This is a genomic window from Isoptericola sp. BMS4, from assembly GCF_011634835.1.
GTDB lineage: Bacteria > Actinomycetota > Actinomycetes > Actinomycetales > Cellulomonadaceae > Isoptericola.
Map to the genome: position 1 here is coordinate 3,791,277 of NZ_SIRP01000001.1, position 25,008 is coordinate 3,816,284.

The window sequence follows — 25,008 nt, forward strand, 5'->3', positions numbered from 1 at the left end:
TAGCGCCGGTCGCGCCGACGGCGGGTCTTGACGCCATCACCCATGTCCCAACTATTGTTTTCAGTATGCCGAAACCTCGTCGTGCGCTCGCCTCGCTCCTGCTCGTCGCCCTGGCCGCGGTGCCGGCGGCGTGCGCGGTCCCCGGCGCCGCGGGCTCGCGGACCGGGGACGACCGTCCGGTGGTGCTGACCACGTTCACGGTGCTCGCGGACATCGCGGAGAACGTCGCGGGCGAGCACCTGCGGGTGGAGTCGATCACCAAGGTCGGCGCGGAGATCCACGGGTACGAGCCCACCCCGGGCGACGTGCGCAAGGCCGCCGAGGCGGACCTGATCCTCGACAACGGCCTCAACCTCGAGGCATGGTTCGCGCAGTTCGTCGAGAGCGCCGACGCCCGGCACGTCGTGGTCTCCGAGGGCGTCGAGCCGATCGACATCACCGCGGACGCGTACGCAGGCACGCCCAACCCGCACGCGTGGATGAGCCCGCTGAACGTGCAGCGCTACGTGGACACCATGGCCGAGGCGTTCGCCGACCTGGACCCCGAGCACGCCGACGAGTTCGCGGCCAACGCGACGGCGTACCGGGCCGAGCTGCAGCAGGTGCAGGACGAGCTCGTCGACGAGCTCGCGGCGCTGCCGGAGAACCAGCGCGCCCTCGTCACGTGCGAGGGCGCGTTCTCCTACCTGGCGCGCGACGCCGGGCTCACCGAGCGGTACATCTGGCCGGTCAACGCCGAGCAGCAGGCCACGCCGCGGCAGATCACGTCCGCCATCGAGTTCGTCGAGGCGAACGACGTCCCGGCCGTGTTCTGCGAGTCGACCGTCTCGGACCGGCCCATGCGGCAGGTCGTCGAGGCGACCGGCGCCCGCTTCGGCGGCGTCCTGTACGTCGATTCCCTGTCCGAGGCCGACGGGCCGGTGCCGACGTACCTCGACCTGATCCGCCACGACGCCCGCACGATCGTCGACGGCCTCACCGGGCAGGGGTCGTGAGCGCGGCGATCGCCGTCGACGACCTGACGGTACGGTACGGCGAGGTCGTGGCCCTCGAGGAGGTGCGGCTGCGCGTGGAGCCCGGACGCGTGTGCGGGCTCGTCGGGATGAACGGGTCGGGCAAGTCGACCCTGTTCAAGGCCCTCACCGGCATGGTGCGGCCCGAGCGGGGCACGGTGCGCGTCGCGGGCCTGGACCCGGCGCGGGCCCGACGTCGCGCCCTGCTCGGGTACGTCCCGCAGTCGGAGGCCGTGGACTGGCAGTTCCCCGTGAGCGTCCGGGACGTCGTGACGATGGGCCGCTACGCGGGCATGGGCCCCACCCGCAGGCCGAGGGCGGCCGACCGTGCCGCCGTCGACGACGCCCTGGACCGCGTCGAGCTCACGGAGCTCGCCGGCCGCCAGATCGGGCAGCTCTCCGGCGGCCAGCGCAAGCGCGCGTTCGTCGCGCGCGGCATCGCCCAGGGGGCGCGGGTCCTGCTGCTCGACGAGCCCTTCGCCGGCGTGGACAAGCGGTCCGAGGCCACGATCGTGCGGCTGCTGCGCGGGCTCGCCGACGACGGGTGCACCGTGCTGGTCTCCTCCCACGACCTGCACGCCCTGCCGCGCCTCGCCGACGAGGCCGTCCTGCTGCGGCGGCGTGTGCTGTTCCACGGGCCGGTCGGGCGCGCCCTCGAGCCCTCCCACCTCGCCCGGGCGTTCGGGCTCGACGTGCTGGACCGGGAGGCCGCCGGATGAGCCCGGTCGACCTGCTGCTCGAACCGCTGTCGTACGACTTCATGGTCCGGGCCCTGATCACCACCACCCTCGCCGCGGTGGTCTGCGGGCTGCTCTCGTGCTGGCTCGTGCTGATCGGCTGGTCGCTCATGGGCGACGCCGTCTCCCACGCCGTCCTGCCCGGGGTCGTCCTCGCCTACGTGCTCGGCGCGCCGTTCGCCCTCGGGGCCCTCGCCTTCGGGGTGCTCGCCGTCGCGCTCATCGGCGCCGTGCGCGACACGAGCCGGCTCAAGGAGGACGCCGCGATCGGGATCGTGTTCACCACGCTGTTCGCGCTCGGCCTCGTGCTGATCTCCGTGACGCCCAGCCAGACCGACCTCAACCACATCATCTTCGGCAACGTCCTCGGCGTCTCCACCACCGAGCTGCTGCAGGTCACGGGCCTCGCGGCGGTCGCGATGGCCGTCCTGCTGGCCAAGCGCCGCGACCTCGTGCTGTTCGCCTTCGACCCCGTCCACGCGCACGCCATCGGCCTCTCGCCCCGCCGGCTCGGCGCCCTCCTGCTCGGGCTGCTCGCCCTGACCACGGTCGTCGCGCTGCAGGTGGTGGGCGTGATCCTCGTGGTGGCGATGCTCATCATCCCCGGTGCCACCGCCTTCCTGCTCACCGACCGGTTCGGGCGCATGCTCGTCGTGGCGCCCGTGGTGGCCGCGGCCGCCTCCGTCACCGGCATCTACCTGTCGTACTGGTTCGACGCCGCGTCCGGCGGGCTCGTGGTGCTCGTGCAGGGCGCCGTCTTCGCCGTCGTGTACCTCGCGAGCCCGCGCCACGGCCTGCTGGGCCGGCAGCTCACGGCGCGACGACGACGCCGGCAGCTCAGCCGCTCAGCCGCCGCCTGAGCTCCGGGACGCCGTCGCCGGAGAGGTCCGCCAGGGGCGCGCGGCGGCCGGCCATCGTCATCACCAGCCCGAGCAGCGGGCCGCGGACCTCGGGCCCGCTGCCGTGCCGGAAGGTGGCGTCGTCGGCCGCAAGGCTCAGCCCGCGGACCAGGGACCGGCTGTTCACCGCGAAGTCGCGGCTCGCGAAGAACCGCGCGACGGCGAGCAGCCCGTCGGGGTCGGGCGTGTGCGCAAGCCCGAGCGGCCGGCGGACGTCCTCGGCGTGCACCACGAGCTCCCCGAGCCCGGCCGGGCTGTTCGCGAACGGCAGCGCGATCGTGCCCGCGGCGGCGAACCGGTCCAGGGTCTGCTCCGGGGTGGCGCCGCGGAACGCCTCGAGCCGACGCCGGTTGTGCAGGTCGGTGTCGAACCGGGCGCCGACCATGCTCCGGACCCACCGCCACAGGGTCGACGTGGCGGCCGCGCCCAGGTGGGCGACGACCTCCTCCACGTCCCACCCGTCGCAGAGCGTCGGACCGCGCCACTGCTCCGGGGCGAGCCCGCGCAGGTCCGCGACCAGCGCCGCCCGCTCGCGTTCCTGGATGCCTGTCAGCGAGGTCGTCACGACCGCGAGCGTAGCCCGCCGACGGCGCGGGAGGACGACGGGTCGCCCGCCGTCGGGCGGTCCGCCCCGTGCTCGTCTCCGTGCCACGACTCCCGGACGGCCCATGAAAACAAATGCGATAGTCTGTTTTTAGCGGCGAGAGGAGACACGGTGCCCCGAGGGTTCACTGCCGAGGAACGCGCCCGCATCACCCGGGCGCTGCTCGACGCGGGCCGGAGCCTGTTCACCGACCGAGGCCTGCGCAAGACCTCCCTGGACGAGCTGGTGGCCCCCGCCGGCATCGTGAAGAGCACGTTCTACCAGTTCTTCGACTCCAAGGAGTCGCTGTACCTGCAGCTCATGCTGGACGAGGCCGGTGCGGTCAAGGCCCAGGTCGTCGACCGTGCGCTGCTGTCCACCGACGACACCCGCGAGGCGCTGCGCCGGTTCCTGCACGCGACCGTGGACGTGCTGGAGAACAACTCGCTGTGGCGACGGCTCGTCACCGACCCGGAGGAGCTGGGGGCGGTCGCCGCGCGCCTCGACCCGGAGCAGGTGGCCGCGCTGGGCGCCGACGACCCGTCCGCCGCGCTCGTCGACTACGTGGCGGACCGGCAGCGGCGCGGCGAGCTGGTCGGCGACGACCCCGCCGTCGTCGTGGGCGCGCTGCAGTCCGTGCTGCTGCTCCCGCTGAACACGCAGCACCTGTCAGACACGTACCGCCAGAGCCTCGACCTGCTCGTCGACCTCGTCGCGACAGGACTCACCACCACCGAGGGAGACCGGACATGACCACGCACCACCGCCGGGCCGTCGTCGTCGGGGCCGGCATCGCCGGTCTGGCCACGGCGCTGCGCCTGGACCGCGCCGACTGGGAGGTCCTCGTCGTCGAGCGCGCCGCGGGGCGCCGCTCCGGCGGCTACGCCGTGACGTTCGCCGGGCAGGGGTACGACGCCGCCGAGCGCCTCGGCGTGCTCCCCCGGCTCGCCGAGCGGCACATCACCCCCGACCGCATGGACTACGTGCGGCCCGACGGCCGCACCCGCTTCTCGGTGCCGGGCCCCACCGTGCGGGCGATGATGGGCAGCAGGTCGCTCAACATCCTCCGCGGGGACATCGAGGACGTGCTGTACACGGCCGTGACGGACGCCGCGTCCGGCCGCGTCGAGATCCGGTTCGGCAGCGGCATCGCCGACGTCCGGCAGGACCCGGACGGCGTGGACGTCACGCTGGACGACGGCACCGTCGAACGGGCGGCCCTGCTCGTCGGCGCGGACGGCCTCCACTCGACGACCCGGCGGCTCGTGTTCGGCCCCGAGGAGGACGTGCGCCTCGACCTGGACCACATGGTGGGCGTGTTCATGCTGGACCAGGTGCCCGACGGCGTCGAGCCGGGCGTGACGGCGTCGCTCACCGACACCGGGCGCACCCTGGCGGTCGTGAGCGTGGGGCCGGAGCGCGCCGTCGCGTTCTTCGGCTACCGGACCGACCACCCCCAGGACGAGCTCGCCGAGGGGCCGCGGGTGGCCCTCCCCCGCGCGTACGGCGACATGGGCTGGGTCGCACCTCAGGTGCTCGCCCAGCTCGACGGCGCCGAGTCCGTCTACTTCGACACCATCAGCCAGATGGTGGTCGACCGCTGGAGCCGTGGCCGGGTCGTGCTGCTGGGGGACGCCGCATGGTGCGTCACCCTGTTCGCCGGGTACGGCTCGTCGCTGGCCGTCGCCGGCGCCGACGCCCTCGGCTCCGCGCTCGAACGCCACCCCGACGACCTGCCCACCGCCCTGCACGAGTGGGAGGCCGAGATCCGCCCCGAGGCCGAGCGCAAGCAGCAGCTCGGCCGCCAGGTCAAGGGCCTGTACGCCCCCGCCGACCCCTTCCGGCTCTGGCTGCGCGACCTGCCGCTGCGCCTGGCGTCGTTCCGGCCCGTCTCCGCCCTGCTCCAGCGCCGCCTCCAGCTCACCTCATGAGCCCCGCACGCCCGCACAGACCGGCCCGCGCGACCGGGCCGGTCGTCCACGGCCCGACGGTCGACGAGCACACCCGCTGCGTCCACTACCGGACCGACCTGGACATCGTCGCGATCCGCGCCGCGTGCTGCGACACCTACTACCCCTGTCACCTGTGCCACGACCAGACCGCCGACCACGCCCTCCGGCCCTGGCCGGCCGGGGCGAGCGGCGAGCACGCCGTCCTCTGCGGCGCCTGCTGGACCGAGCTGACGATCGCCGCCTACACGAGCACCGACGCCTGCCCCCGCTGCGGCGCGGGCTTCAACCCGCGCTGCGCCCTGCACCACCCCGTCTACTTCGGGTGAGCTCCCGCGTCGGAGCATCGTGTCCGGGGGCTCAGCCGGTCGGGCGAAGTCCGGCGATGGCGGCGTCGACGGCCGCCGAGGCCAGCTCGGGGTCGGTGCCCGTCCTCGCCAGGAGCGCCGTCCCCTCGGCCAGGACGAGGAGCATGTGCGCCTGCGCCTCGGGGGACGACGCCACGGTGATCTCGCCGCGCTCCTGAGCCTGTCGGAGCGCCTCCGCCGTCAACCGGGCGAACCGGGAGAACGACTCCGCGACCAGCGCGGTCGCTTCGGCGTCCTGCGGCACGAGCTCGGCGACGGTGTTGCCCATCATGCAGCCGTGCGGGGCCCGGGGGTCGGAGGCCACCGCTCCGAGCTGCGCGGGCATGACCAGCACGTCGCGCAGCGCGGGGAGCAGCGGGACGCGCGCGAGCGCCGACCGCAGCGACTCCTCGTACTCGGACCAGTACAGCTTCACGGCCTCGAAGTAGAGCCGGCGCTTGTCCCCGAAGGCCGCATAGAGGCTCCCGCGCTCCAGGCCGACCTCGTCCACGAGCGCCTGGATCGACGTGCTGCCGTAGCCGGAGGCCCAGAAGACGTCGCGCGCGCTCCTGAGCGCGGCGGCCGGGTCGAATCCTCTGGGCCGTCCAGTCCTCGCCATGTGACGACAGTACGGCTTCTTGAATCGCCGTTCAAGAAGTCGTACTGTCGTACCGACTTCTTGAACGCCTGCATGGAAATCCGTGCGGGCGCCGCCGGGGAGCCACCGACCCGGTCATCGGGCTGCTCGCTCACGCCCGACGCCGCCACACCAGAGGGGACCGACAGCATGAGAGACCTCCGCGCCTACGGCGCACACGCGATCGTCACCGGGGCGTCGTCCGGTATCGGCCGGCAGTTCGCCGAGCAGCTCGCCGCCGCTGGAATGAACGTCGTCCTGGTCGCCCGCAGGAAGGACCGCCTCGACGAGCTCGCCGCCGAGATCTCGGGCGAGCACGGCGTCGAGTGCCGGACCGTCGCGCTGGACCTGCTCGCCCACGGGGCGATCGACCAGCTCTCGCAGGAGGTCGCCGGACTCGATGTCGGGATCGTCGTCGCGAACGCCGGCATCTACTACGCCGGGCCCCTCGTGGACAACGCACTGGCGGACGAGCTGGACGTTCTCTCCCTCGACGCGGCGATACCGCTCCAGCTGGCGCACCGCTTCGGGCGCGAGTTCGTCCGCCGCCGGCGCGGCGCCCTCGTCCTCGTGTCCTCCAGCATCGCGGCCAGCCCGGTGCCGTACGAGGCGAACTACGCGGCGGCGAAGGCGTACGTCCTCTCGCTCGGCCAGGCCCTGAGCCACGAGTGGAAGAAGGATGGCGTGGACGTGCTGGTGGTCTCCCCGGGGCCGACCCGGACCGAGGGGCTGGACAACGCCGTCGGCATCGACTTCAGCAAGCTGGGCGGAGCCACGATGGACCCCGCACAGGTCGCGCGCACCGCCCTCGACAACCTCGGCAGGCGCGTCCACGTCATCCCTGGCCTCAGGAACAAGCTTGCCGACGTCGCCGGTAAGTACCTCCTCCCGCGGTCGAGCTCGGTATGGATGTACGGCCGGATCATCGAGCGGGCACTCACCGGCGGCACGGGCGGTGCCGCGTGAGCCGCGTCGTCCACCGGTCCGCCTTCGGCGGCCCGGAGGTGCTCGACGTGCGCGAGGTCCCCGACCCGCACGCCGGCCCCGGAGAGATCCGTCTCGCCGTCGGTGCGATCGGGCTGAACCCGATGGACCGGCAGATCGCGGCCTCGGCGCACCACGCGGCCAGGTTCGGCATCACCGGCCCGTCCGGCTTCGGCTGCGACCTCGCCGGCGTGGTCGACGAGGTCGGGCACGGGGTCACCGAGTTCGCGGAGGGCGACCGCGTCCACGGCGGCGTGCTCGTCGGCGCCGCCGCCGACCACGTGGTCCTGCGCGTGCCGCCGGCACCACCGCACCTGCTCGTGCCCACCCCGGACGGCATCGACGACGCCACCGCCGCGGCCCTGCCCACGCCAGGTCTGACGGCCCTCGCTGCCGTCGAGGCGATCCGGCCGGGACCTTCCGACGTCGTGCTGATCGGTGGCGCCGCCGGAGGCGTGGGTGTCCTCGCGGTCCAGCTCGCCCGGCTCGCCGGAGCCGAGGTGATCGGCACGGGCGCGCCAGGCACCTTCGACTTCCTGCGACGGCTCGGTGCGGCACCGGTCGCCTACGGCCCCGGCCTGTCGGAGCGGGTCCGCGAGACCGCGTCCGGCGGCATCACCGCCGCGATCGACCTGCACGGTGCGGAGACCGCCGAGGCCGCCCTCGCTCTGGGTGTTCCTGCGGCGCGCATCGCCACCGTCGCCTCCGAGCACCACCTGCCCGGCGTGCACGCCACCGGTGCTTGCGCGGCCGACCCCGCGTCTCTCGGGCGCCTCGCCGAGGCGGTCATCCGGGGCGACGTGACCGTTCCGATCGCCGCCCGGTTCCCCCTCAGCGAGATCCGCGACGCGGTCACCTTGCAGTCGTCTGGTCATGTCCATGGGAAGGTGATCGTCACACGCTGAACCGTCCCGACCCGATGAGCTCCAGCTGATCGAGAGCTTCTGGTCGCGCATGCAGGCCGAGCTCCTGGACCGTCGCCGGTGGCGCACCTGTCTGGAACTTGCCAACACGATCGTCGAGCACCTCGAGATCTTCCACCACCGCCAGCGCCGGCACTCCGCGCTCGGATGGCTGACACCCGTAGAGTTCGAGGACACAGCAACGATCACCGTGGCCTAAGTGTACTGACCCAGCAGTCTGGCTCCACGGAAGCCGGGGGCAGACCACGAGTCTCCAAGAGACCCAGGGCGATTCACGGCGCGCCCGGTCAACAGCTGGTTGTCCACCTTGCGGAAGCTGGGCCTCCCGATGCCGACGCTCTCACCCTGCTGGGCACCTGGGCATCGACGCCGACCGGGTGATCGCTGGGCCTGGGAAGTGGACCCGCCCTTCGAGGACTCAGCCGCGCTGGCGGGCGATCGCAATACCGCTCGCACTGCCGCTTGTCGGGTGGGGTGACGCGTTGAGCAGGGGCAGCCAGATCAGGTCGACGATCTCGACGATGACGTCGACGGTGGTTCGGCCGGATCGCATCATCATCTCGTGGCGAAGCAGGTCGAGAGGGAGGCTCGCGATTCGGGGAGCTGCGGGAGGATGCCGCAGCTCGCCACGATCCAGCGCCCGTGCGAGCACGGCGTCGAAGGGCGCTTCCCGGCCGGCCATGCCGATCTTGTCACGGAGCTCGGTGAGGGTCGCGCCCGTGTCGCGGTAGTAGTCGGCGAGCTTCGCCCCCAGCACGGCGATGAGATCAGCGCGTTCGTCGTTGATCCGCTCCAGCAGCGTGATCGCGTCCGCGCGTAGCGAACCGGTATCGGGGACCTCGATCGGGGCCCAGAAACGGCGCAGCGCAGCTTCCAGCAGGAGGTGCCGTTGCGGCCAGCGTCGATACAGCACGGCGCGCGCCGTGCCCGCCGCCTTGGCGACTGCCTCGTAGGTCAGCCCCGAGTAGCCGTCGCGGACCACGATCGCCCATGCGGCCTGCAGCAGCGCCTCCTCCAGCTCGGCACCCCTTCGCCGGGTGGCCGGCCGGCCTTCCGCGCCTGCGGCGGCCTCGCCCGGCGACGGCGATCGATCAAGAGTCACTTGTGCATCTTATCGTCAGCGAGTACCGTGTTTTTAGATACACCTGTGTCTCTTAAGGAGAATCATGCCTCTCATCACCGCCGCCGTCGTGACGTCGTTCGACGAACCGCCTCGCCCCGCCCCGATCGAGGCTCCCGTCGCCGCAGCAGGGCAGGAGCTCGTCGACGTTCTCGCCGTCGGCATCCATCCCGCCACGCGCGGCACCGCGGCCGGAAAGCACTACACGAACACCAAGCGACCGCCCATCGTCGCCGGCATCGACGCAGTCGTGCGGCGCGGCGATGACAGTCTCGCCATGGTGATGGCGCCTGAGAGCGGCACCCTGGCAGAACGCATCGCCGTCGATCCGAGCACCCTGATCCCCCTCCCGCAGCACGCCGATCCGGCGACTGTCGCAGCCACCATGAACCCGGCCCTGTCGCCATGGGTCGCCCTGCACGCCCGCGCCGGATTCCAACCGGGCCAGACGCTGATGGTGATCGGGGCAACCGGAAACGCCGGAGGAATGGCGGTGAAGGTCGGAAAGCTCATGGGAGCGTCTCGCGTCATCGCGGCCGGTCGCAACCAGAAGCGACTCGAGCAGCTCCTGGCCGAGGGCGCGGACGACATCGTCACGCTCACCGAGGACGCCGAGCAGACCGCCGCGTCCTTCGCGGCCACCGCGGCCGATGTCGACGTCGTCCTGGACTACGTCTGGGGAGCGACGACCGAGAACGCCATCGCGGCGATCGACGCGGCGCGCACCGACCATGTGAAGGTACTCGACTGGCTGCAGATGGGCGGCATGGGCGGCACGGCGATCACGCTGGACGGGCATCTGTTCCGCCATAACGCTCTTCGCATCAGTGGCAGCGGGTTCGGCTCGGTCCCGATGGGACGAGCCGACCTCGCCGGGTTGGCCGCCGCGATCACGCGCGGCGATCTCGTCGTCAGGCCGCGCCCCGTCCCCCTCGCCGATGTCGAAGCCGCGTGGGCGCACGACGACGCCCGGGGCGAACGCACCGTGATCATGGTCGCGTAGAACGACGGGAAGCGCGCGGCGCGTCACTGCCGCGGCGAGGACGCAGCCGCGGAAATCGGCGATCGGAGACCGACGTGCGGCCCCATCCCACGAGCAGCGGCCGGCCGCTACCTGAAGCGGAACCGGATAATCAGATTCCGCTTCGTAGTAGTCTCGTCTCCGTGAGCACACAGTCACCACGCGGGCCGCGCGCCGATGCCGAGCGCAATCGTCTCCGCATCATCGGCGCCGCTGCTCGCGTCTTCGCCGAACGCGGATCAGAAGCCGGACTGAACCACATCGCCCGGGCTGCCGGGGTCGGCGTCGGCACGGTGTACCGGAACTTCTCGGACAAGGACGCGATTCTCGACGTGCTGCTCGACGAGAAGCTCGACGCTCTCGTCGCGCTCGCCCATGGCGCGGCCAAGGTCGAGGACGCTGGCGCGGCGGTCCGAGACCTGATGTTCGGCGTCATGACGATGCGCGCCTCCGACCGTGGGCTCGACGCCGTTCTTGCCGAACCCGGGCGGAGGAGTCGCTTCAGCGCAGCCCTGGAGGAGCACTTCGTCCCCCTGGCGCGCGCGCTCGTTGAGCAGGCGATCGCGGCCGGCGAGCTCCGGCCGGACTTCCGCGCGGAGGAGATCTGCCTCCTGGGCTACATGGTGGGCGCGGTCGCCGACATCACCCGCGACTCAGATCCCGGCGTCTGGGAACGCTACGCCCGGCTGATCATCGACGGCACCCGCCCCGGTGCGCACAACCTCCCGCTCACCCCGGCAGCGCTGTCCTTCGCCGACAGCATGACGGCTCTCGGCCGCGCCGGCTGACAAGACCCTTCACCCGGGCTCCCCCGCATCGAAGAGCCATGAGAACGGATCGGACGATGAACACTCCCCACAGCCGCCCGCTGACCACCCTTACCGCAGGCCTGCTCGCCACCCCGACGGCGCGTCTGCCGTACCAGCACGACGTGCTGCTGCGGTCGTTCATCCTCGAACGTCCCACCGGCAACGTCGTCGTCTACAACTCCCCGGGCGTGACCGAATCAGCCGACTCCATCCGCGCCCTCGGCGGTGCGAGCCGGCTGCTGGTCAATCACGCCCATGAAGCCATGTACGGCGCACCAGAGCTCGATGTTCCCGTCTACGTCCACGAGCGCGACCACGCTGAGGTCAGTCGATCGCTGCCGGTGGCGGGGACCTTCGCCGAGCGACACATGATCGGAGACGATCTCCAAGTCATCCCTACCCCGGGCCACACGCCCGGCACCACCAGCTACCTGTGGAACAACGGCGACCGACGGTTTCTGTTCACCGGAGACTTCATCTGGATCGAACACGGCGAGTGGAAGGCCGTCGTCCTCGACGAGACTCTCCGCCCCACCTACCTCGAGAGCCTTCGACTCGTTCGAGATCTCGACTTCGACGTCCTGGTGCCGTGGGGTGCCACGGAGGACAGTCCCCCGTACGGGCTCATCAACTCGCGCGACGAGATCCGTCAACGCGTCGGCGCGATCATCGCCCGGGTACAGGCCGGCGACAACCGCTGACACCCACAGCCAGCTGCTGCCTCCGTCTCAGGTAGGCGCGATCGCGCTCCGGAGATGCTGCTCGCGCGTCGCCCGCTCCACGGCTTCGACGTCGCGCATGGCACCGCGGTCGGCCGAGGACGCCATCGCGGCACAGGCGCGCATCGACGCGGAGGCGGGCCGCTCGCGGTTGCTGCGGTCGGTAGCCGGCGGCGTCCAGCGTGCGCACGCTCCTCGAGCACCGACTCGTCGACGCGCAGGCTCATGCTCCGCGACGGATTGTCGATGTCGATCATCATCGCCGTCCTCGACGGGGGGCGATCACGCCGCCCGAGATCGCCTCGGGCGAGACCTGGCCGATCGACGGCGCCGCCTGGGTCGCTCTTCTCGAACGCATCCCGCCGCCGAGGGTCGTCGTGACAGACGGCGGTTCCGGCCTCGCCACCGCCCTGAAGACATGCTGGCCCGACACTCTCGTACGCGACGTAGCCCATGAGGCGGTCGGTCTTCGGGTGGACGCGCTCGCCGAGCATCTTGACGGCCTCGACGACGAGGCCGGCCTCTTCAGCGGTCTCACGCACAGCGGCCTGCCGAACGTCTCCCCCGGCTCGACCGCCCCGGCGGGGAACTGCCACGAGAGCGAGCACTTCGAGGATCGGCGGGTCGACGACGAATCGCTATCTCGGGCGAGGGCCGACAGCCCCGGCCTGAACCACCACGACGACGCCCCGGAGCACCCGGGACGGGGACGACGACTCCTGCGCAACGACGAAACCCCGTCCGACCGTAAGCATCTGCTCTGGTCGAACGGGGTTTCCCCTGGTGGTGGAGCTAGGGGGATTCGAACCCCCGACCTTCTCATTGCGAACGAGACGCGCTACCAACTGCGCCATAGCCCCTTGAGCGGGTCCAACATTAGCTCCCGCCCCTGAGACTGGGCAAATCGAGGGTCAGCCGGCGGCGCGGCGGCGGGCGAGAATCTCGTCCAGGGGCAGGCCGAGCGTCTCGGTGCGGGGGCGCGGCTCGTCGCCGGCGGTCCGCGTCGCCTGGTCGCCCGGCTGCCCGTCGTCGGCCCGGGCGCCGGTCCCCGGGGCATCGTCCCGGGCAGGGGCCGAGCTCGGGGCGCCGTTCCCGGTGCCCGGGAACGGACCGCGCGCCGCCGGGCGGGACACCGCGGGGGTGGCGCCGGTCATCGGGCGCGGCGACTGGCGCGGTGCGGGCGGCTTGGTGACGTACGTCGGCAGGGGCACGGGCACGGGCTCCCACGGCTCCCCGCCCACCGGAGGCGGGGACGGCGCCACGGCGCTCGGCGTCTCGGCGTCGGGCCGCGCCGGCGCCTCGTCCTCGAGCGCGCGGGGGCGGGGGCGGGGTGCGGGCTCCTGACCGGCGTTCGCGTCGCCGGGGCCGTCGTCGGCGCCGGGACGCGGTGCGCGACCGGCTGCCTGCGGGCCGGGGTCCGTCACGGTGACGCGCGGGATCATCTGCGTGTGCGTCGTCGACCCGTGCACGGCGTGGCCGGTGACGCGGGCACGGTTGCGGGGCGCGTACGGGCCGCCGTTCGCGAGGGCGCGGGCCTGCGTCGCCCGGCGCTCGGCGCTGCGGCGCTCCGCCAGCCAGCGGGCGTCCGCGCGGCGGGCCGACCGTGCCGCGACCCGGCCGGCGGCCAGCACGGCGAGCAGCAGAGCCGACGGCGCCGCCCCGACCGGCCAGGCGACGAGCCCGACCGCGACCAGCATCCAGCCGACCGCCGTCGCCAGCCCGAGGAGCAGGGTGAGCAGCAGTCGGCGGCGGGCGCGCGCGGCCCGCTGCTCGAGCTGGGCGAGGCGGGACGCGCGAGCGGCCGGGCTGACGGCCCCACGACGGGGCCCGCTGTCGTCGTGACCCATCCGTCGCTCCTCTCCTGTCCCGCCCGCCGGGCCGAGCGCCGGGCGAGGGGCCGGACCACCGTGCGAGGCGGCCGGACGCCCCGCACCGCCGTCGGCCACCGCCAGGACACGCAGCCCGGTGGAGAACCTGTCGTCCACGCGGGAGTCGGCGACCTGCTGGCGGAGCCGCATCCGCTGCGGCACCCAGAACCCCAGGCACAGGACCGCCAGCGCGAGGGCTGCGAGACCTGATGCCGAATACTCCACGTCACGACGGTAGGGGAACCCGCGACCTCAGGGTCGGCACCGGCGCGGCGTGTCCGGCGACCCGGAGTCGGCCGGGCCGCACGAGCGGCCTACGCGGAGTCGCGGGTGCGCTGCCAGCGCGCGAGCAGCCCCTCGGGCACGTCCTCCGTGGTGAGCGCGAACGTGCGGTGGTCCCGCCAGGCACCCTGGATGTGCAGGTAGCGGCGCCGCACCCCCTCGTCGCGGAAGCCGAGCTTGGCGACCACGCGCAGGCTCGCGGCGTTCTCGGGCCGGATGTTCACCTCCACGCGGTGCAGCCCGAGCACCGTGAGGCAGTAGTCTCCCGCCATCGCGACCGCCGTCGGGATGACGCCCCGACCGGCGACGTGCTCCGACACCCAGTACCCGATGCTCGCCGAGCACAGCGAGCCGAACACGATCTGCGACACCGTGAGCTGGCCGACCAGCGCGCAGTCCAGCTCCACGACGAACGGCAGCGACGTGCCCGCCCGCGCCTGGGCCGACAGCAGGCGCACGTACTCCCCGAAGGACGCCGCCCCGACCTGCTCGCCGGGCGCCGTCGCCTCCCACGGCTCCAGCCAGCGCGCGTTCTCCGCCCTCAGCTGCAGCCACCGGGGCCCGTCACGACGGCGCAGCGGTCGCAGCACCACCGCCCCGTGCGGCCCGTCCTCACGCAGGGTCACCGGCCACGGCCGGGACAGGGACCACCCCCTGGCGAGCCTGTGCGTCATGCCACCTCGATCCGAGCACCGTTGCGGGCTCTCTTCTCCGAGCCGTCCCCTCCGGGTCGCCGACGAGCGGCACCGTCCGGCGCACGCCGGACCCCCTCGGCATCGGACCCTGCCACAATGTCTCCATGCGCGGCGACCGCAAGGGATCCTCGACCCATCAGCCCTACCCGCTCGTCGCGGGGATGGGCCCCTCGGAGGCGAAGGAGGAACTGCGCAGAGCCATCCGCGCGCACCGCGACGAGCGCTCGTCCCGGCTGCGCGCGGAGGCCGCCGTCGCCGTCGCCGACGTCCTCGACACCATGCCCGCCGTCCGCGAGGCCCGCACCGTGGCGACGTACGCGTCACGGCCCGCCGAGCCGGGCACCGGCGAGCTGCTGAACCGCCTGTCGGCGCGCGGCGTGCGGGTGCTGCTGCCCGTGCTCGGCGCGGGGCTGGCCCGCGACTGGGCCGAGTACGCCGGCCCCGACGACCTCCTCGAACGAGCCCCGGGCCGGCCGCCCGAGCCGTCCGGCCCGACGCTCGGCGCCGACGCGATCGCGCAGGCCGACGTGGTCGTGGCCCCGGCGCTCGCCGTCGACGGACGCGGCGTCCGGCTGGGCCAGGGCGGCGGCTGGTACGACCGGCTGCTGACGAAGGTGCGCCCGGGCGTGCCGGTCGTCGCGATCGTCTTCCCGGAGGAGGTGTACGACGGGGACGAGCACCCCCTGCCCTCCGAGGAGCACGACGTGCCCGTCGATGCCGTGGTGACGCCCGAGGGCTGGCGCCCGTTGCCGGCACCGGCGGGTGACCCCGTCAGGGCGTCAGCGTCGCTCTGACCTCGGTCGCCTGCTCCACGGCCTCGCGGGAGAACGGCCACGCGAACGTCTCGCCCGTGGCCCACTCGTCGAGCTGGTCGTCGTAGTGCGGCGACGCCGGGTGCGCGGACGTGCCCGTGACGGTCACCCAGGTGGACGCGTCCAGGTCCGCGAGGTCGACGACCATCCGCATCGACGGCCCGGTCGTGACCTCGAAGCTCCTCGAGCCGGCGTCCCACCCCGTGGCGTTGACGATCGACGAGCCGCCGGGCATGCGCACCGGCGAGGGGTTCATGTAGTCGCGCACCAGCGCGGGCACGGTCGGCCCCCCGAGCACGGGGTGCTCCAGGCGCAGCGTGTGCAGGGTGCCCCAGTCCCACTGCTCCGGATCCTTGGAGAGCTCGACGGTGAGGTCGCGCCGCGCCGTCGTCAGCGCGCGCGTGAGGATCTCGTCGCGGGTCTCGACGACGTTCACGGTGGTGCGGTCGTCCCAGAACGGGTCGTCGGGGCGCTCGAGCATCCGGGTCACCACGGCGAGCCACCGCGACCCGCCGTCCGGGCGCATGCCCTCGGGCAGGTCGTCCCAGAACGTCTCGGCCAGCAGGTTGCGCCAGACGGCGGCGAAGTACGCGGCCGCGGGCGAGTCGACGCCGGTGCGGTAGTCCCAGTCCGCCAGCACCTCCTGGCCGGCTGCGTCGTACGAGCCGTCGATCTCGACGTCGAGCAGCGTCGGCACGAGCGCCTCGGCGAACGGTGACCAGTCGTCGTTCTGGATGCGGTTCATGTCCGCGGCGGTGAACGGCCGGCCGGTGGCGATCTGGTCGGTCAGGAGCGTGCGGATCCGCTCGGAGCGGTAGCCGTAGTCCCAGTCGCGGGTGAGGAAGGGGCCGGTGCCGGACGGCAGCACCTCCTGGTTCGCCGCCACGACGAACCCGTCCTCGGGGTCGAGGGCGCGCGGCATCCGCTCGGCCGGCACCCACCCCTGCCAGTCGTAGTCCGGGTCCCAGCCGGGCCGCGGCCAGCTCCCGTCGGACGGCACGGGGCCGTCGACGTCGGCGCGCTCGGGCACACGGCCGGGCGCCTGGTAGCCGATGTGCCCGTCGGTGGTCGCGAACACGATGTTCTGCGCCGGGACGTCGAACAGGGCAGCCGCGTCCCGCACGTCGTCGGCGTCCCGCGCCGTGTCGAAGGCGAAGACGGCGTCGGCGGTGCGCCCGGGCTGGAGCGCCGTCCAGGACAGCGCGACGGCGTACTCGCCGAACTCGGTGCCGGTCTCGGTGGGCGAGCCCACGACCTCGTCGACGTCCTCCAGGACGGACGACACGATCGGGCCGTGGTCCGTGCTGCGGACGGTGATGTCGACGGGACTGGCGCCGGCCACGCGGATGGTCTCCGTCCGCGTCTCGATCGGGTCCCACTCCTCGGCCTCGGCGTCCCGCAGCCACGTGTCGCCCCGGACCCGCTCGATGAAGAAGTCGGTGACGTCGGCGCCCATGTTGGTCAGGCCCCAGGCCAGGTCACCGTTGTGCCCGATGACGACGCCGGGGAAGCCCGCGAACGAGAAGCCCGCGACGTCGAACGGGCACGCCTCGGTGACCTCCGAACAGTGCAGCCCCACCTGCGACCAGATGCCGGGCGCCGACAGCGACAGGTGGGGGTCGTTGGCGAGCAGCGGCTCGCCCGACGCCGTGTGCTCCCCGGACACGACCCAGGAGTTGGACCCCGCGGCGTCGCCGCGGCCCACGAGGACGGGGATCGCGTCGAGCGCGGAGCGGGCCGACGAGACGGCGGCGGCCGCGGCGGGCGCCTGCCCGGCGACGAGCGCCGAGGACACCTGCTCGTCGGACCCGCCGGTGGCGTCGTCGCCGTCGTCCGTGGGCTCGAGGTCGCCGGACTGCAGGATCGGGGAGTTGCCGGCGGTGTCGAACGCGGGGAAGAGCTCGTCGACGAGGTCGGTGTCCCCGAGGGTGCTGTAAGCGAGGGCGCGGTCCAGCTCGTCGTCGTAGTTGCCGCGCAGGTCCCAGGCCATGGCCTTGAGCCAGGCGAGGGAATCGACGGGGTCCCAGGGCTCCGGCTGGTCGACCTCGACGGTGGCGCCGAGCACCGTGTACTCCACGGCGAGCTCCTCCGGGTCCCGGTCCGCGATGTAGGAGTTGACGCCCTGGGCGTACGCCTGCAGGTAGGCGCGGGTCTCGTCGGAGACGAGGTGCCACTCCTCCTCGGCGACCTGGCGCCAGCCGAAGGTGCGGATCACCTTGTCCGCCTCGATCGCCTCCGGGACGTCGCCCACGAGCTCCGCGAGCCGCCCGGAGGTGACGTGGCGGCGGTAGTCCATCTCGAAGAAGCGGTCCTGCGCCTGCAGGTACCCCTGGGCGCGGAAGAGGTCCTCGGCGTCGTCCGCGTACACGTGCGGGACGCCCTGGGCGTCGCGCCGCACGTCGACCGAGGCGGACAGGCCGGGGACGCTCTGCGTGCCGTCGTGCTCCGGCAGCGGCCGGCGCACGGTGACGACGGCGAACACGGTGCTCGCGACGAGGGCCAGCACCACCACGACCGCCAGGCCCACGACGACCCGACGCAGCCGGGAGCGCTGCCGACGGGGCTTGCCCCCGGTCCGGTCGGGGGCGTCCGACGACGGGTCGTCTCCGGGCGGGTTTCCGGGTGCGGCGGGGGTCGCGGTCGCTGACACGGAGGCGAGACTACAGCCCGGCGTATGATTGGCACTCACACGACTTGAGTGCCAGCCGTCCCGGCCGGGGCGGCGGTGTCAGCCCCGAGGAGAACACGTGCCCACCTACGCGTACCGGTGCGCCGACTGCGGCCACGCCTTCGACGTCCACCAGGCGTTCACCGACGACTCGCTGACCGTCTGCCCCGAGTGCGGCGGGCGGCTGCGCAAGCAGTTCGGCTCCGTCGGCGTCACCTTCAAGGGGTCGGGCTTCTACCGCAACGACTCCCGCAAGAGCACGTCGACCTCGTCTTCCGGCAGCTCGTCGTCCGGCAGCTCCTCCGGGGGTTCCGGGTCGGGGTCCTCGGGCGGCTCGGGCTCGTCGTCCTCGGGGGCGTCGTCGTCGAGCTCGTCGAGCTCGTCCTCCGGTTCGTCCAAGGCCGCCTCCGCCTGACGTCTCCGGACGAGCCTGCCCCCCGCACGGCTCCGTCCACCGTTCTGGCCCGGCCCGGCGAGGGCCCGGCACCGGCGACCTAGCGTCGCCGCCATGCCCCAGAACCCGAGACCCTCGCCTGCCCGGGGCGGACCACCCGACGCCGAGGCCGCCGCGGCACGACGGCGCGTGGCCCGCCGGGCGCGCGGACTGCTGTGGCGCGGCCGGTACGTGGTGGCGGCGGCCTGCTGCGCCCTCGCCGCCGCCCTCGTCGTCCAGGCGTTGCGCCCCGCTCCCCCGCCCACGGTCGAGGTCGTCGTCCCCGCCCACCGGCTCGTCGCGGGAAAGAAGGCCGGCGCCTCGGACCTGGAGACGCGCACGGTCCCCGCCGCGCTCGCGCCCGACGGCGTCCTCACCGACCCGCGCGACGCCGTGGGGCGGGCGCCCGCGGTGGCGCTGCCCGCGGGCCTCCCACTGCACGCCGCCCTGCTCTCGGGCGGCGAGGTGGCCGCCCAGGCGCCCGAGGGGACGGTGGTCGTCCCCGTCCGCCTCGACGACACCGCCGCCGGCTGGCTGCGGCCCGGCGACCGCGTCGACCTGCTCAGCCGCGTGGACGACGCAGCCTCCGGGCGCGACGGTGGGGCTCGCGCGCCGGCGGAGCGCGACTACCTCGCCCGCCGGGCGCTGGTGCTCCCGCGCCCCGCGACCGCGAACGGCGAGACCGGGGTGGCGGGCGGCCTTCTCGGTACCGGTGGCACGGGCGGCGCCGCGGGCGACGGCGGGATCACCCTCGTGGCGGTCTCCCCCGAGGACGCGCCCGGCCTGTCAGCCGCCTCCGGCTGGGGCACGGTCGGCGCCGTCCTCGTCCCCTGACCGCGCGCCACGTTTGCACCGTGCGCGGGGCGCCGTGAGAATCGTCCACCGGCAGAAGTCACCGTCCCGCGGCGTGCCCGGGACCCACTGATCTGGGGGAACAATGCTGGCTGGGTTCAAGGCCTTCATCATGCGCGGCAACGTCGTCGACCTCGCCGTCGGCATCGTCATCGGCACCGCGTTCGCGGCCGTCGTCACGGGGCTCCTCGACGGGATCATCAACCCGCTCATCGCGGCGATCTTCGGGAAGCCCGACATCTCGGACGTGTGGTCGTTCGAGATCAACGAGTCCCTCTTCAGCATCGGTGTCTTCCTCAACGCGGTGCTGAACTTCCTCATCGTCGCCGCGGCGCTGTACTTCGTCGTCGTCATGCCGCTGAACAAGCTCGCCGAGCGGCGCGCACGCGGCCAGGAGCCGGAGCCGGAGGAGATTCCGCAGGACGTCGCCCTGCTCACCGAGATCCGCGACCTGCTCGCCACGCAGTCGGACCGCCCGCGGTCCTGACCGGCGCACGACCCGCGGGCACGCGCTCTCGGCGCGCCGCGGGCCCACGGCATCGGCGCGTCGACGGCATCGGCGCGTCGACGGCGGCTGCGCCGGGGCGTCCCCCTCACCAGTGCGGGGGGACGTCCCGGCGCAGCCGCTCGTCGTTGGAGTCGTGGCCGCCCCGCTCGTCCTCGGTGACGCCGAGGACCGCCTCGCGCTCCGCGCCGCGGCGCACGGCACGCCGGGGGCCACGGCGGCCCGGAGATCTCCCGCTGTCGGTGCCGCTGCCTCGGGTCTCGTCGTCGCCGGTGCTCCGGACGCCGGACCCGCTGACGCGGCGCCCGCCGGCCTCAGCTTCCGGCGACCGGGCAGGGGGCTCGTCGGGCACGTCCACGTCGTGCGGCCCTGATGTCCTCATCCCACCATTCTGGCTCCTCGGCGCCGCCCTTTCCGCGAGAACGACGAGGGGGCCGCTACCCCGTCAGGTAGCGACCCCCACGTCGTTGTCGTGACGGTGCGCCCTCAGTCCTGCGCCGCCGTCGAGTCCTTCTCCACGGCATCGTCCTCCGCCGGCCCTGCGTCCGCGAGGTGCTCGTCCGGGGAGCCCTCACCCGCGCGCTCCTCGTCTGCAGCGCCCGCACGGGGGTCGGCTCCCTCCGCGACCTGCACGGCCTCGCCCTCGACCTGGTCGGTGGCGTCCTCCATCGCGGCCTGCGCCGTGTCGTCCGGCGGCGCGACGTCGTCGTCCCCGGGATGCGTGGGGGCGTCGTCCTCCTCGGGGAGCACGGGCACCACGACCTCGCGGGGCGGCACCACGCCGCCGGGCGTGCCGAGCCGGGCGTCCCGCACCTGCTGCACCAGGCGGCGCACCCGGTCCGCCTCGCCGTCGGGGTCGAGGAACGCGGCCGCCGACCACACCTGCGTCACGACCCATCCCACGCGCTCGAGCCGCTCGGCGAGCTGGCGGTCGCGCACCCGCACGGACGGCTCCGCGACGTACGCGACGTCGTCCGTGAGCACCGCGACGAGCAGCTCGCCGGGCAGGTCGGGATGCCCGACGGCGAGCGGGATGCGGTCGCCGTCCTCGGCGCCGTAGTCCGTCTCCACCAGGTACCCGAGGCGCCACAGCCGCTCCCCCAGGTCGACGAGCAGCCGGTCGGGCGCCCGCCCGACGTCCACGCCGTTGCCGAGCAGCACCTGGTCCGCGACGCCGGACCGGCGCTCGGCGAGCGCGAGCACGTCAGCGAGCAGCCGGGGCCCGGCGCCGCGCAGCCGCTCGGGGTCCAGGGCGTCGGCGCGGAAGCAGGAGACCACCTGGAGGCGCTTGCGGGTGGCGCCCAGCGCCCCCAGCAGCATCGCGCCCCCGCCGGCCTCGCCGAGCACGCCGAAGCGGTGCAGCACCCGGCCGTGCGGCGTCCGGCCGAAGCCGACAGACAGCAGGATCGTGTCCCGGGACAGGCCGGCAACGCCCGTGATGTCGGCGACGACGACCGGCTCCGGCCGAGAACCGGAGAAGAACGGGGCGAGGGCCGGGTTCGCCCGCACCTCGGCCAGCAGCGCCTCGCGGACGCGGTCCGCGTGCGCCGCCGTCACGGTGACGATCGCGAAGGTCTCCTCCGGCCGCGTGAGCGCGTGCTCGATCGACGCCTCGACGACGCGGTCCACCTCCGCCTGCGTGCTCTCCACGCTGCCCGAGGCCGGGTCGGGCATCCCGGTGCCGTCCACGACGTCCAGGTGCACCAGGGCCTCCGCGCGGGGCAGCGGGGCCGGACGCAGCAGGCCCTCGTAGCCGTGCGCCGCCAGCAGCCGCGTCAGCTCGGGGTCCCGGCGGTTGTCGTGGGGCTGCAGGGTGACGGTGGGCAGCAGGGCGGCCAGCTCGTGCACGCTCGACCCGGACGCCGAGCGCGGGTCGCCCACCACGACGACCTGGCGTCCGCGCGCCAGCGCCGGGACGACGACCTCGGTCGGCACGTGCTGCACCGCGTCGAGGACGACCAGGTCCGCGGTGCGGTGCGCCGGGAGCAGGTGGGGCACCAGCGTGGGCGTGGCGACGAGCGCGGGGCGCAGCCGGCGCAGCACGTCGCCGTGCCGCTCGGCCAGGTCGCGCAATGTCGTCATCCGGCCCTCGATGAGCTCGGTGAACAGCGCCTCGGCGCCGTCGCGGTCCTCGCGCATCGCCGCGCCGAGGTGGGCGCGGGCGGCGATCCGGACCGGCTGCGACAGGGCGGCGAGGTGCTCCCGGTCCAGGCGACGGAACCGGCGCGCGAGCGCGTCCAGACCGGCGCCGTCCTGCCCGGCCAGCGCGGGGTCGGCGGCCAGCAGCTGCTCGAACACCGACGACCACCAGGCCAGCTCGACCTCGGCGCCGACGAGGGAGGCCGGGGCCCGGCGGTCGGCGAGGTCGTCGACCAGGTCCCCGACGCCCGCGGCTCGCGCGTCGCGCAGCAGCCGGGTGCGCTCGGGCAGGGAGCCCAGCGCCTCGGCGTCGCCCGCGAGGCGCTGCAGCCGCTCCGCAAGCCCGTCCAGGTCGAGGTCGAGCAGGCCCCCCGCCATGGGGGTGGACGCGAGCACCGGCTCGAGCGCCTCGAGGTCGATGCGCACCGCCTCGTACGTGTCCTCGATCGACGCGAGCCCCTCCGGCAGGGTGGGCCAGCCGCCGCGCTGCGCGTGCTGGGCCCACACCTCCCGCTGCTCCGACACCTGCACCAAGGCGGCGTGCAGGTCGGGCACCCGCATCCCCGGGCGCACCATGTCCTTGGCGCGCTTGCGCAGGCGGCGGCGGGCGAACCAGCCCATCTCGACGCCGTGCTCGGCGCGCCACCGCCGCGAGGCCGTCGCCTGCACGAGGTCGGCCGCCGTGCGCTCGAACACCATCGGGTGGAACACGTCGAGCGTGCTGCGCATCCCGCCGAGCATCGCGAGCTGCTCGCCCCACCGGCGCACGGTGGTCGGCGTGGTCAGGCCGGTGACCTCGCCCGTGTAGGCGAGCTGGCGGCGCAGCTGCGGCAGCGTCACGTCGCGCAGCCGCTCCACGCGCACGAGCGCCTGGCGGGCGTCGTCGTCGGTGAGCAGGTGGGCGCCGAACCACGGCGTCGACGACGGCCGCAGCGTGAACGCGCCCAGCTCCGCCGCCCGCTCCAGGTTCGCCGCGAGCTCGCGCCGCCGCCCGGAGTCGAGCCTGCCCACGGCCTCCGACGGCAGCCGTACCGCCGTCGACGGCGCCGGGCGCTCGGACGTGAGGCGCGCCAGGGCCTGCAGCGCGTCGTACGCGGACACCTGCCACGGGGCCCGCCGCTCGTGCAGCGCGTCGATGTACGCGGACAGCTGGGCGCGGGTGCCGATCAGCGCGTCGCGGACCCGTGCGGGGGCGTCGGCGTCGACCTGCTCCGGCTCGCTCGCCATCGCCGACAGCAGCCGCCGCGTCACGTCCTCGCGCCAGGTCGGCTGCGGGGAGACGTCGAGCAGCAGGGAGTCGAGCTCGAGGTCCGCGAGCCGCAGCGAGAGCCGGTCCGCGGCGCGGCGGTGCCCCGTCACGTACAGCACGGAGCGCCCCGCCGACGCCGCCTCGGCGACGACCGCCGCGAGGGTGCCGGCGACGTCCGATCCCACGGGGGCGTCCACGAAGAAGTGCCCACCGGTCGACAGGGCGTCGAGGACGTGCCGCTGCTGCGGGTCCAGGTCGCCGACGCCGCGCTCCCGTGTCGGGTCGGCGTCACCGCGGCGGAGCTCCGGCAGCTCGAGCGCGCCGAGTCGGCCCGCGGCCTCGTCGACGCCCGCGAGCGCCGCGACGATCTCGTGCCGGTGCAGCGACGGCGCGAGCTCGTCGAGGTCGTCGACGAGCGACTGGCCGGGGTGCACGAACGTGCCGACGAGCACCCGGCGGTCGAGCTGGAAGTCGTCCAGCACGGCCTCGCCGAGGGACGTGATCCGCGCGAGGACGTCCGCCGGGTCGAACCCGGCGAGGGTGAACGTGGCCTTCGCGAGCGACGCGGGGTCGAGCAGCGCGCCGCGGGCGCGCAGGGTGCGCGCCACCACCGGGTTGATCTCGACGGTGGGCTCGAGCGTGAGGTCGTAGTCGGTGCCGCCGTCGCCGCGCGGGGTGATCGTCACGGGCCGCAGCACCACCGGGGCGTGCACGACGCGGCCCGGTGCGGGTGCCTCGGGCGCGTCGTCGGCCGGGTCCTGGGGGCGTGCCGGCGGGAGCTCGGCCGCCTCCCGCGACGCCATGGTCACCACGGGGATCGAGCTCGTCAGGGCGGGCGCCTCGTCGTCGGGCGCGGGCAGCGGGGCGCCGGCGTCGCCGTCGTCCGGCGCCGGGCCGTCCGCCGCGCCCTCCCCGGGGCCGGAGGCGACGCGCGCGAGCGCGGCGACGTCGTGGCGCTGCGGGCCACCGCCGCCGAACGGCACCTCGGGTCCGTCGCCGTGCTCCACCCAGGTGGCGACGCCGATCGCGAGGTAGGTGGGCGCGATGCCGTAGCGCGACGCGTACTCGGCGGAGCGGGACGCCACGGCGCGGGCCCGACGGCGGGCGGTGGGCAGGGCGTCGGCCTCGCGCACCAGGTTGGACAGCCGGGTGGGCCTGCCGGCGAAGAGCTGCGCCACCCCGGACGGGTGCGCCGCGGACAGGTCGATGACGGCCTCGCCGAGCAGCCCGACGTCGGACAGCGACGACCCGCCGACCATCTCGACGAGGGAGGTGCGCCATCCGCGGACCGCCGACTCGACGGTGTCGGCCGGCGTGGGGGCGCTGCGCGGCGCACCGGCGCCCGGGCCCTGGTCGGCGCCGGGGTCCCCGGGCGACGACGGGCGGGAACCCTGCGGGGGACGCTCCTGACGCCGGCCGTCGTTCCCGTCGCGGCTCGGGGCGCTCCGGTCCCCGGCCGGGCGCGCGCCCGGCTCGGCGGGCGCCCCGTCGGGGGCGGCGACCGCGGTCGTGGCGGTGGATCGTCGGACGGCTCTCACGCCAAGCACGGTAGAACGGCGCGGGCGCCCCGCGGGCGTCGGCACGCCGACGACGGCCGCACCGGTCGCGACGTCGGGGCAAAGCCGACGCCCCTCCGGCGGGGGGTCCGAAGGGGCGTCGAGGCCGGGCTGACCCGGCACCTGACAGCGCGCACCGCGCAGGGGGCGGGCGATGCGCGCTGACACCGGCAGTGTGACCGCTCGACAAGCCCCGCGTCAATATCTG

25 protein-coding genes and 1 tRNA gene are annotated in these 25,008 nt (G+C 74.1%); 16 read left to right on the plus strand and 10 right to left on the minus strand.

Annotation, left to right across the window (positions count from 1 at the left end):
- The first annotated feature begins 65 nt into the window (after window positions 1–65).
- Genes EYB28_RS17080 through EYB28_RS17090 form a run of 3 tightly spaced genes read left to right on the plus strand, consistent with a single transcriptional unit; the run spans window position 66 to window position 2,610 of the window.
- Window positions 66–995 (plus strand): metal ABC transporter substrate-binding protein, encoded by a 930-nt coding sequence (locus EYB28_RS17080; protein ID WP_166850352.1) that lies wholly within the window; start codon window positions 66–68, stop codon window positions 993–995.
- Window positions 992–1,732 (plus strand): metal ABC transporter ATP-binding protein, encoded by a 741-nt coding sequence (locus EYB28_RS17085; RefSeq protein ID WP_166850354.1) that lies wholly within the window; start codon window positions 992–994, stop codon window positions 1,730–1,732. Before EYB28_RS17080 ends, EYB28_RS17085 begins: the two co-directional genes overlap by 4 nt.
- Entirely contained in the window at window positions 1,729–2,610 is an 882-nt protein-coding gene (locus EYB28_RS17090) for a metal ABC transporter permease (RefSeq protein WP_166850359.1), read from the plus strand. The genes EYB28_RS17085 and EYB28_RS17090 overlap by 4 nt, the downstream gene beginning before the upstream one ends.
- Here EYB28_RS17090 and EYB28_RS17095 read toward each other — a convergent pair.
- Window positions 2,588–3,214 (minus strand): maleylpyruvate isomerase family mycothiol-dependent enzyme, encoded by a 627-nt coding sequence (locus tag EYB28_RS17095; RefSeq protein WP_240930613.1) that lies wholly within the window; start codon window positions 3,212–3,214, stop codon window positions 2,588–2,590. The genes EYB28_RS17090 and EYB28_RS17095 overlap by 23 nt on opposite strands.
- A gap of 150 nt (window positions 3,215–3,364) precedes the next feature.
- Between EYB28_RS17095 and EYB28_RS17100 the strand changes: the two genes are divergently transcribed.
- Genes EYB28_RS17100 through EYB28_RS17110 form a run of 3 tightly spaced genes read left to right on the plus strand, consistent with a single transcriptional unit; the run spans window position 3,365 to window position 5,510 of the window.
- Window positions 3,365–3,985: a TetR/AcrR family transcriptional regulator gene (locus tag EYB28_RS17100; protein WP_166850365.1), complete on the plus strand. Its 621-nt coding sequence runs from the start codon at window positions 3,365–3,367 to the stop codon at window positions 3,983–3,985.
- Entirely contained in the window at window positions 3,982–5,163 is a 1,182-nt protein-coding gene (locus tag EYB28_RS17105; protein ID WP_166850368.1) for an FAD-dependent oxidoreductase, read from the plus strand. Before EYB28_RS17100 ends, EYB28_RS17105 begins: the two co-directional genes overlap by 4 nt.
- Entirely contained in the window at window positions 5,160–5,510 is a 351-nt protein-coding gene (locus tag EYB28_RS17110; protein WP_166850371.1) for a CHY zinc finger protein, read from the plus strand. The genes EYB28_RS17105 and EYB28_RS17110 overlap by 4 nt, the downstream gene beginning before the upstream one ends.
- A gap of 31 nt (window positions 5,511–5,541) precedes the next feature.
- Here EYB28_RS17110 and EYB28_RS17115 read toward each other — a convergent pair whose 3' ends face one another.
- Window positions 5,542–6,147 (minus strand): TetR/AcrR family transcriptional regulator, encoded by a 606-nt coding sequence (locus EYB28_RS17115; protein ID WP_166850374.1) that lies wholly within the window; start codon window positions 6,145–6,147, stop codon window positions 5,542–5,544.
- A gap of 168 nt (window positions 6,148–6,315) precedes the next feature.
- Between EYB28_RS17115 and EYB28_RS17120 the strand changes: the two genes are divergently transcribed.
- The 3 genes from EYB28_RS17120 to EYB28_RS20640 are packed head-to-tail and all read left to right on the plus strand — an operon-like array spanning window position 6,316 to window position 8,271.
- Entirely contained in the window at window positions 6,316–7,131 is an 816-nt protein-coding gene (locus EYB28_RS17120) for an SDR family oxidoreductase (protein WP_166850377.1), read from the plus strand.
- The gene (locus EYB28_RS17125) at window positions 7,128–8,054 is read left to right on the plus strand and encodes an NADP-dependent oxidoreductase (protein ID WP_240930614.1); all 927 of its coding nucleotides are present in this window, start codon (window positions 7,128–7,130) and stop codon (window positions 8,052–8,054) included. The genes EYB28_RS17120 and EYB28_RS17125 overlap by 4 nt, the downstream gene beginning before the upstream one ends.
- Window positions 8,055–8,103: 49 nt before the next feature.
- Complete coding sequence (locus tag EYB28_RS20640; RefSeq protein ID WP_370459495.1) at window positions 8,104–8,271, plus strand: hypothetical protein; 168 nt, start codon at window positions 8,104–8,106, stop codon at window positions 8,269–8,271.
- Window positions 8,272–8,490: 219 nt separating this feature from the next.
- Here EYB28_RS20640 and EYB28_RS17135 read toward each other — a convergent pair whose 3' ends face one another.
- Entirely contained in the window at window positions 8,491–9,174 is a 684-nt protein-coding gene (locus EYB28_RS17135) for a TetR/AcrR family transcriptional regulator (RefSeq protein WP_166850382.1), read from the minus strand.
- A 64-nt stretch (window positions 9,175–9,238) separates the two neighbouring features.
- Here EYB28_RS17135 and EYB28_RS17140 point away from each other — a divergent pair, with 64 nt between their 5' ends.
- The 3 genes from EYB28_RS17140 (at window position 9,239) to EYB28_RS17150 (ending at window position 11,723) form a co-directional block, all read left to right on the plus strand.
- Window positions 9,239–10,195, plus strand: coding sequence for a zinc-binding alcohol dehydrogenase family protein (locus EYB28_RS17140; protein ID WP_166850385.1), 957 nt, complete (start codon window positions 9,239–9,241; stop codon window positions 10,193–10,195).
- Between the two features lie 161 nt (window positions 10,196–10,356).
- A complete protein-coding gene (locus EYB28_RS17145) occupies window positions 10,357–11,001 on the plus strand; it encodes a TetR/AcrR family transcriptional regulator (RefSeq protein ID WP_166850389.1) in 645 nt (214 codons plus the stop codon).
- 56 nt (window positions 11,002–11,057) lie between these two features.
- Complete coding sequence (locus tag EYB28_RS17150) at window positions 11,058–11,723, plus strand: MBL fold metallo-hydrolase (RefSeq protein ID WP_205710952.1); 666 nt, start codon at window positions 11,058–11,060, stop codon at window positions 11,721–11,723.
- On the opposite strand, the gene EYB28_RS20645 is transcribed toward EYB28_RS17150, so the two are convergent.
- From EYB28_RS20645 to EYB28_RS17170, 4 genes are all read right to left on the minus strand, one after another.
- Entirely contained in the window at window positions 11,672–12,349 is a 678-nt protein-coding gene (locus tag EYB28_RS20645) for an NUDIX hydrolase (RefSeq protein ID WP_370459496.1), read from the minus strand. The genes EYB28_RS17150 and EYB28_RS20645 overlap by 52 nt on opposite strands.
- 176 nt (window positions 12,350–12,525) lie before the next feature.
- Window positions 12,526–12,601 (minus strand) — tRNA-Ala (locus tag EYB28_RS17160).
- A 51-nt stretch (window positions 12,602–12,652) separates the two neighbouring features.
- Window positions 12,653–13,834, minus strand: coding sequence for a hypothetical protein (locus EYB28_RS17165; RefSeq protein WP_166850392.1), 1,182 nt, complete (start codon window positions 13,832–13,834; stop codon window positions 12,653–12,655).
- Between the two features lie 89 nt (window positions 13,835–13,923).
- Window positions 13,924–14,565, minus strand: coding sequence for a GNAT family N-acetyltransferase (locus EYB28_RS17170; protein ID WP_166850395.1), 642 nt, complete (start codon window positions 14,563–14,565; stop codon window positions 13,924–13,926).
- Window positions 14,566–14,690: 125 nt separating this feature from the next.
- Here EYB28_RS17170 and EYB28_RS17175 point away from each other — a divergent pair, with 125 nt between their 5' ends.
- Window positions 14,691–15,380, plus strand: coding sequence for a 5-formyltetrahydrofolate cyclo-ligase (locus tag EYB28_RS17175; RefSeq protein WP_166850398.1), 690 nt, complete (start codon window positions 14,691–14,693; stop codon window positions 15,378–15,380).
- On the opposite strand, the gene EYB28_RS17180 is transcribed toward EYB28_RS17175, so the two are convergent.
- Entirely contained in the window at window positions 15,358–17,925 is a 2,568-nt protein-coding gene (locus EYB28_RS17180; RefSeq protein ID WP_370459518.1) for a penicillin acylase family protein, read from the minus strand. The genes EYB28_RS17175 and EYB28_RS17180 overlap by 23 nt on opposite strands.
- A 220-nt stretch (window positions 17,926–18,145) precedes the next feature.
- On the opposite strand from EYB28_RS17180, the gene EYB28_RS17185 reads away from it, so the two are divergent.
- The 3 genes from EYB28_RS17185 (at window position 18,146) to mscL (ending at window position 19,838) form a co-directional block, all read left to right on the plus strand.
- Complete coding sequence (locus tag EYB28_RS17185; protein ID WP_166850404.1) at window positions 18,146–18,481, plus strand: FmdB family zinc ribbon protein; 336 nt, start codon at window positions 18,146–18,148, stop codon at window positions 18,479–18,481.
- A gap of 93 nt (window positions 18,482–18,574) precedes the next feature.
- Window positions 18,575–19,333: an SAF domain-containing protein gene (locus EYB28_RS17190; protein WP_166850407.1), complete on the plus strand. Its 759-nt coding sequence runs from the start codon at window positions 18,575–18,577 to the stop codon at window positions 19,331–19,333.
- Window positions 19,334–19,436: 103 nt separating this feature from the next.
- The gene (gene mscL / locus EYB28_RS17195; RefSeq protein WP_166850409.1) at window positions 19,437–19,838 is read left to right on the plus strand and encodes a large conductance mechanosensitive channel protein MscL; all 402 of its coding nucleotides are present in this window, start codon (window positions 19,437–19,439) and stop codon (window positions 19,836–19,838) included.
- Between the two features lie 106 nt (window positions 19,839–19,944).
- On the opposite strand, the gene EYB28_RS17200 is transcribed toward mscL, so the two are convergent.
- On the minus strand, window positions 19,945–20,238 hold the full coding sequence (locus EYB28_RS17200) for a hypothetical protein (RefSeq protein ID WP_166843772.1): 294 nt from the start codon (window positions 20,236–20,238) through the stop codon (window positions 19,945–19,947).
- A gap of 104 nt (window positions 20,239–20,342) precedes the next feature.
- Window positions 20,343–24,782, minus strand: a complete 4,440-nt coding sequence (locus tag EYB28_RS17205) for a hypothetical protein (protein ID WP_370459497.1) — start codon at window positions 24,780–24,782, stop codon at window positions 20,343–20,345.
- Between the last annotated feature and the right edge of the window lie 226 nt (window positions 24,783–25,008).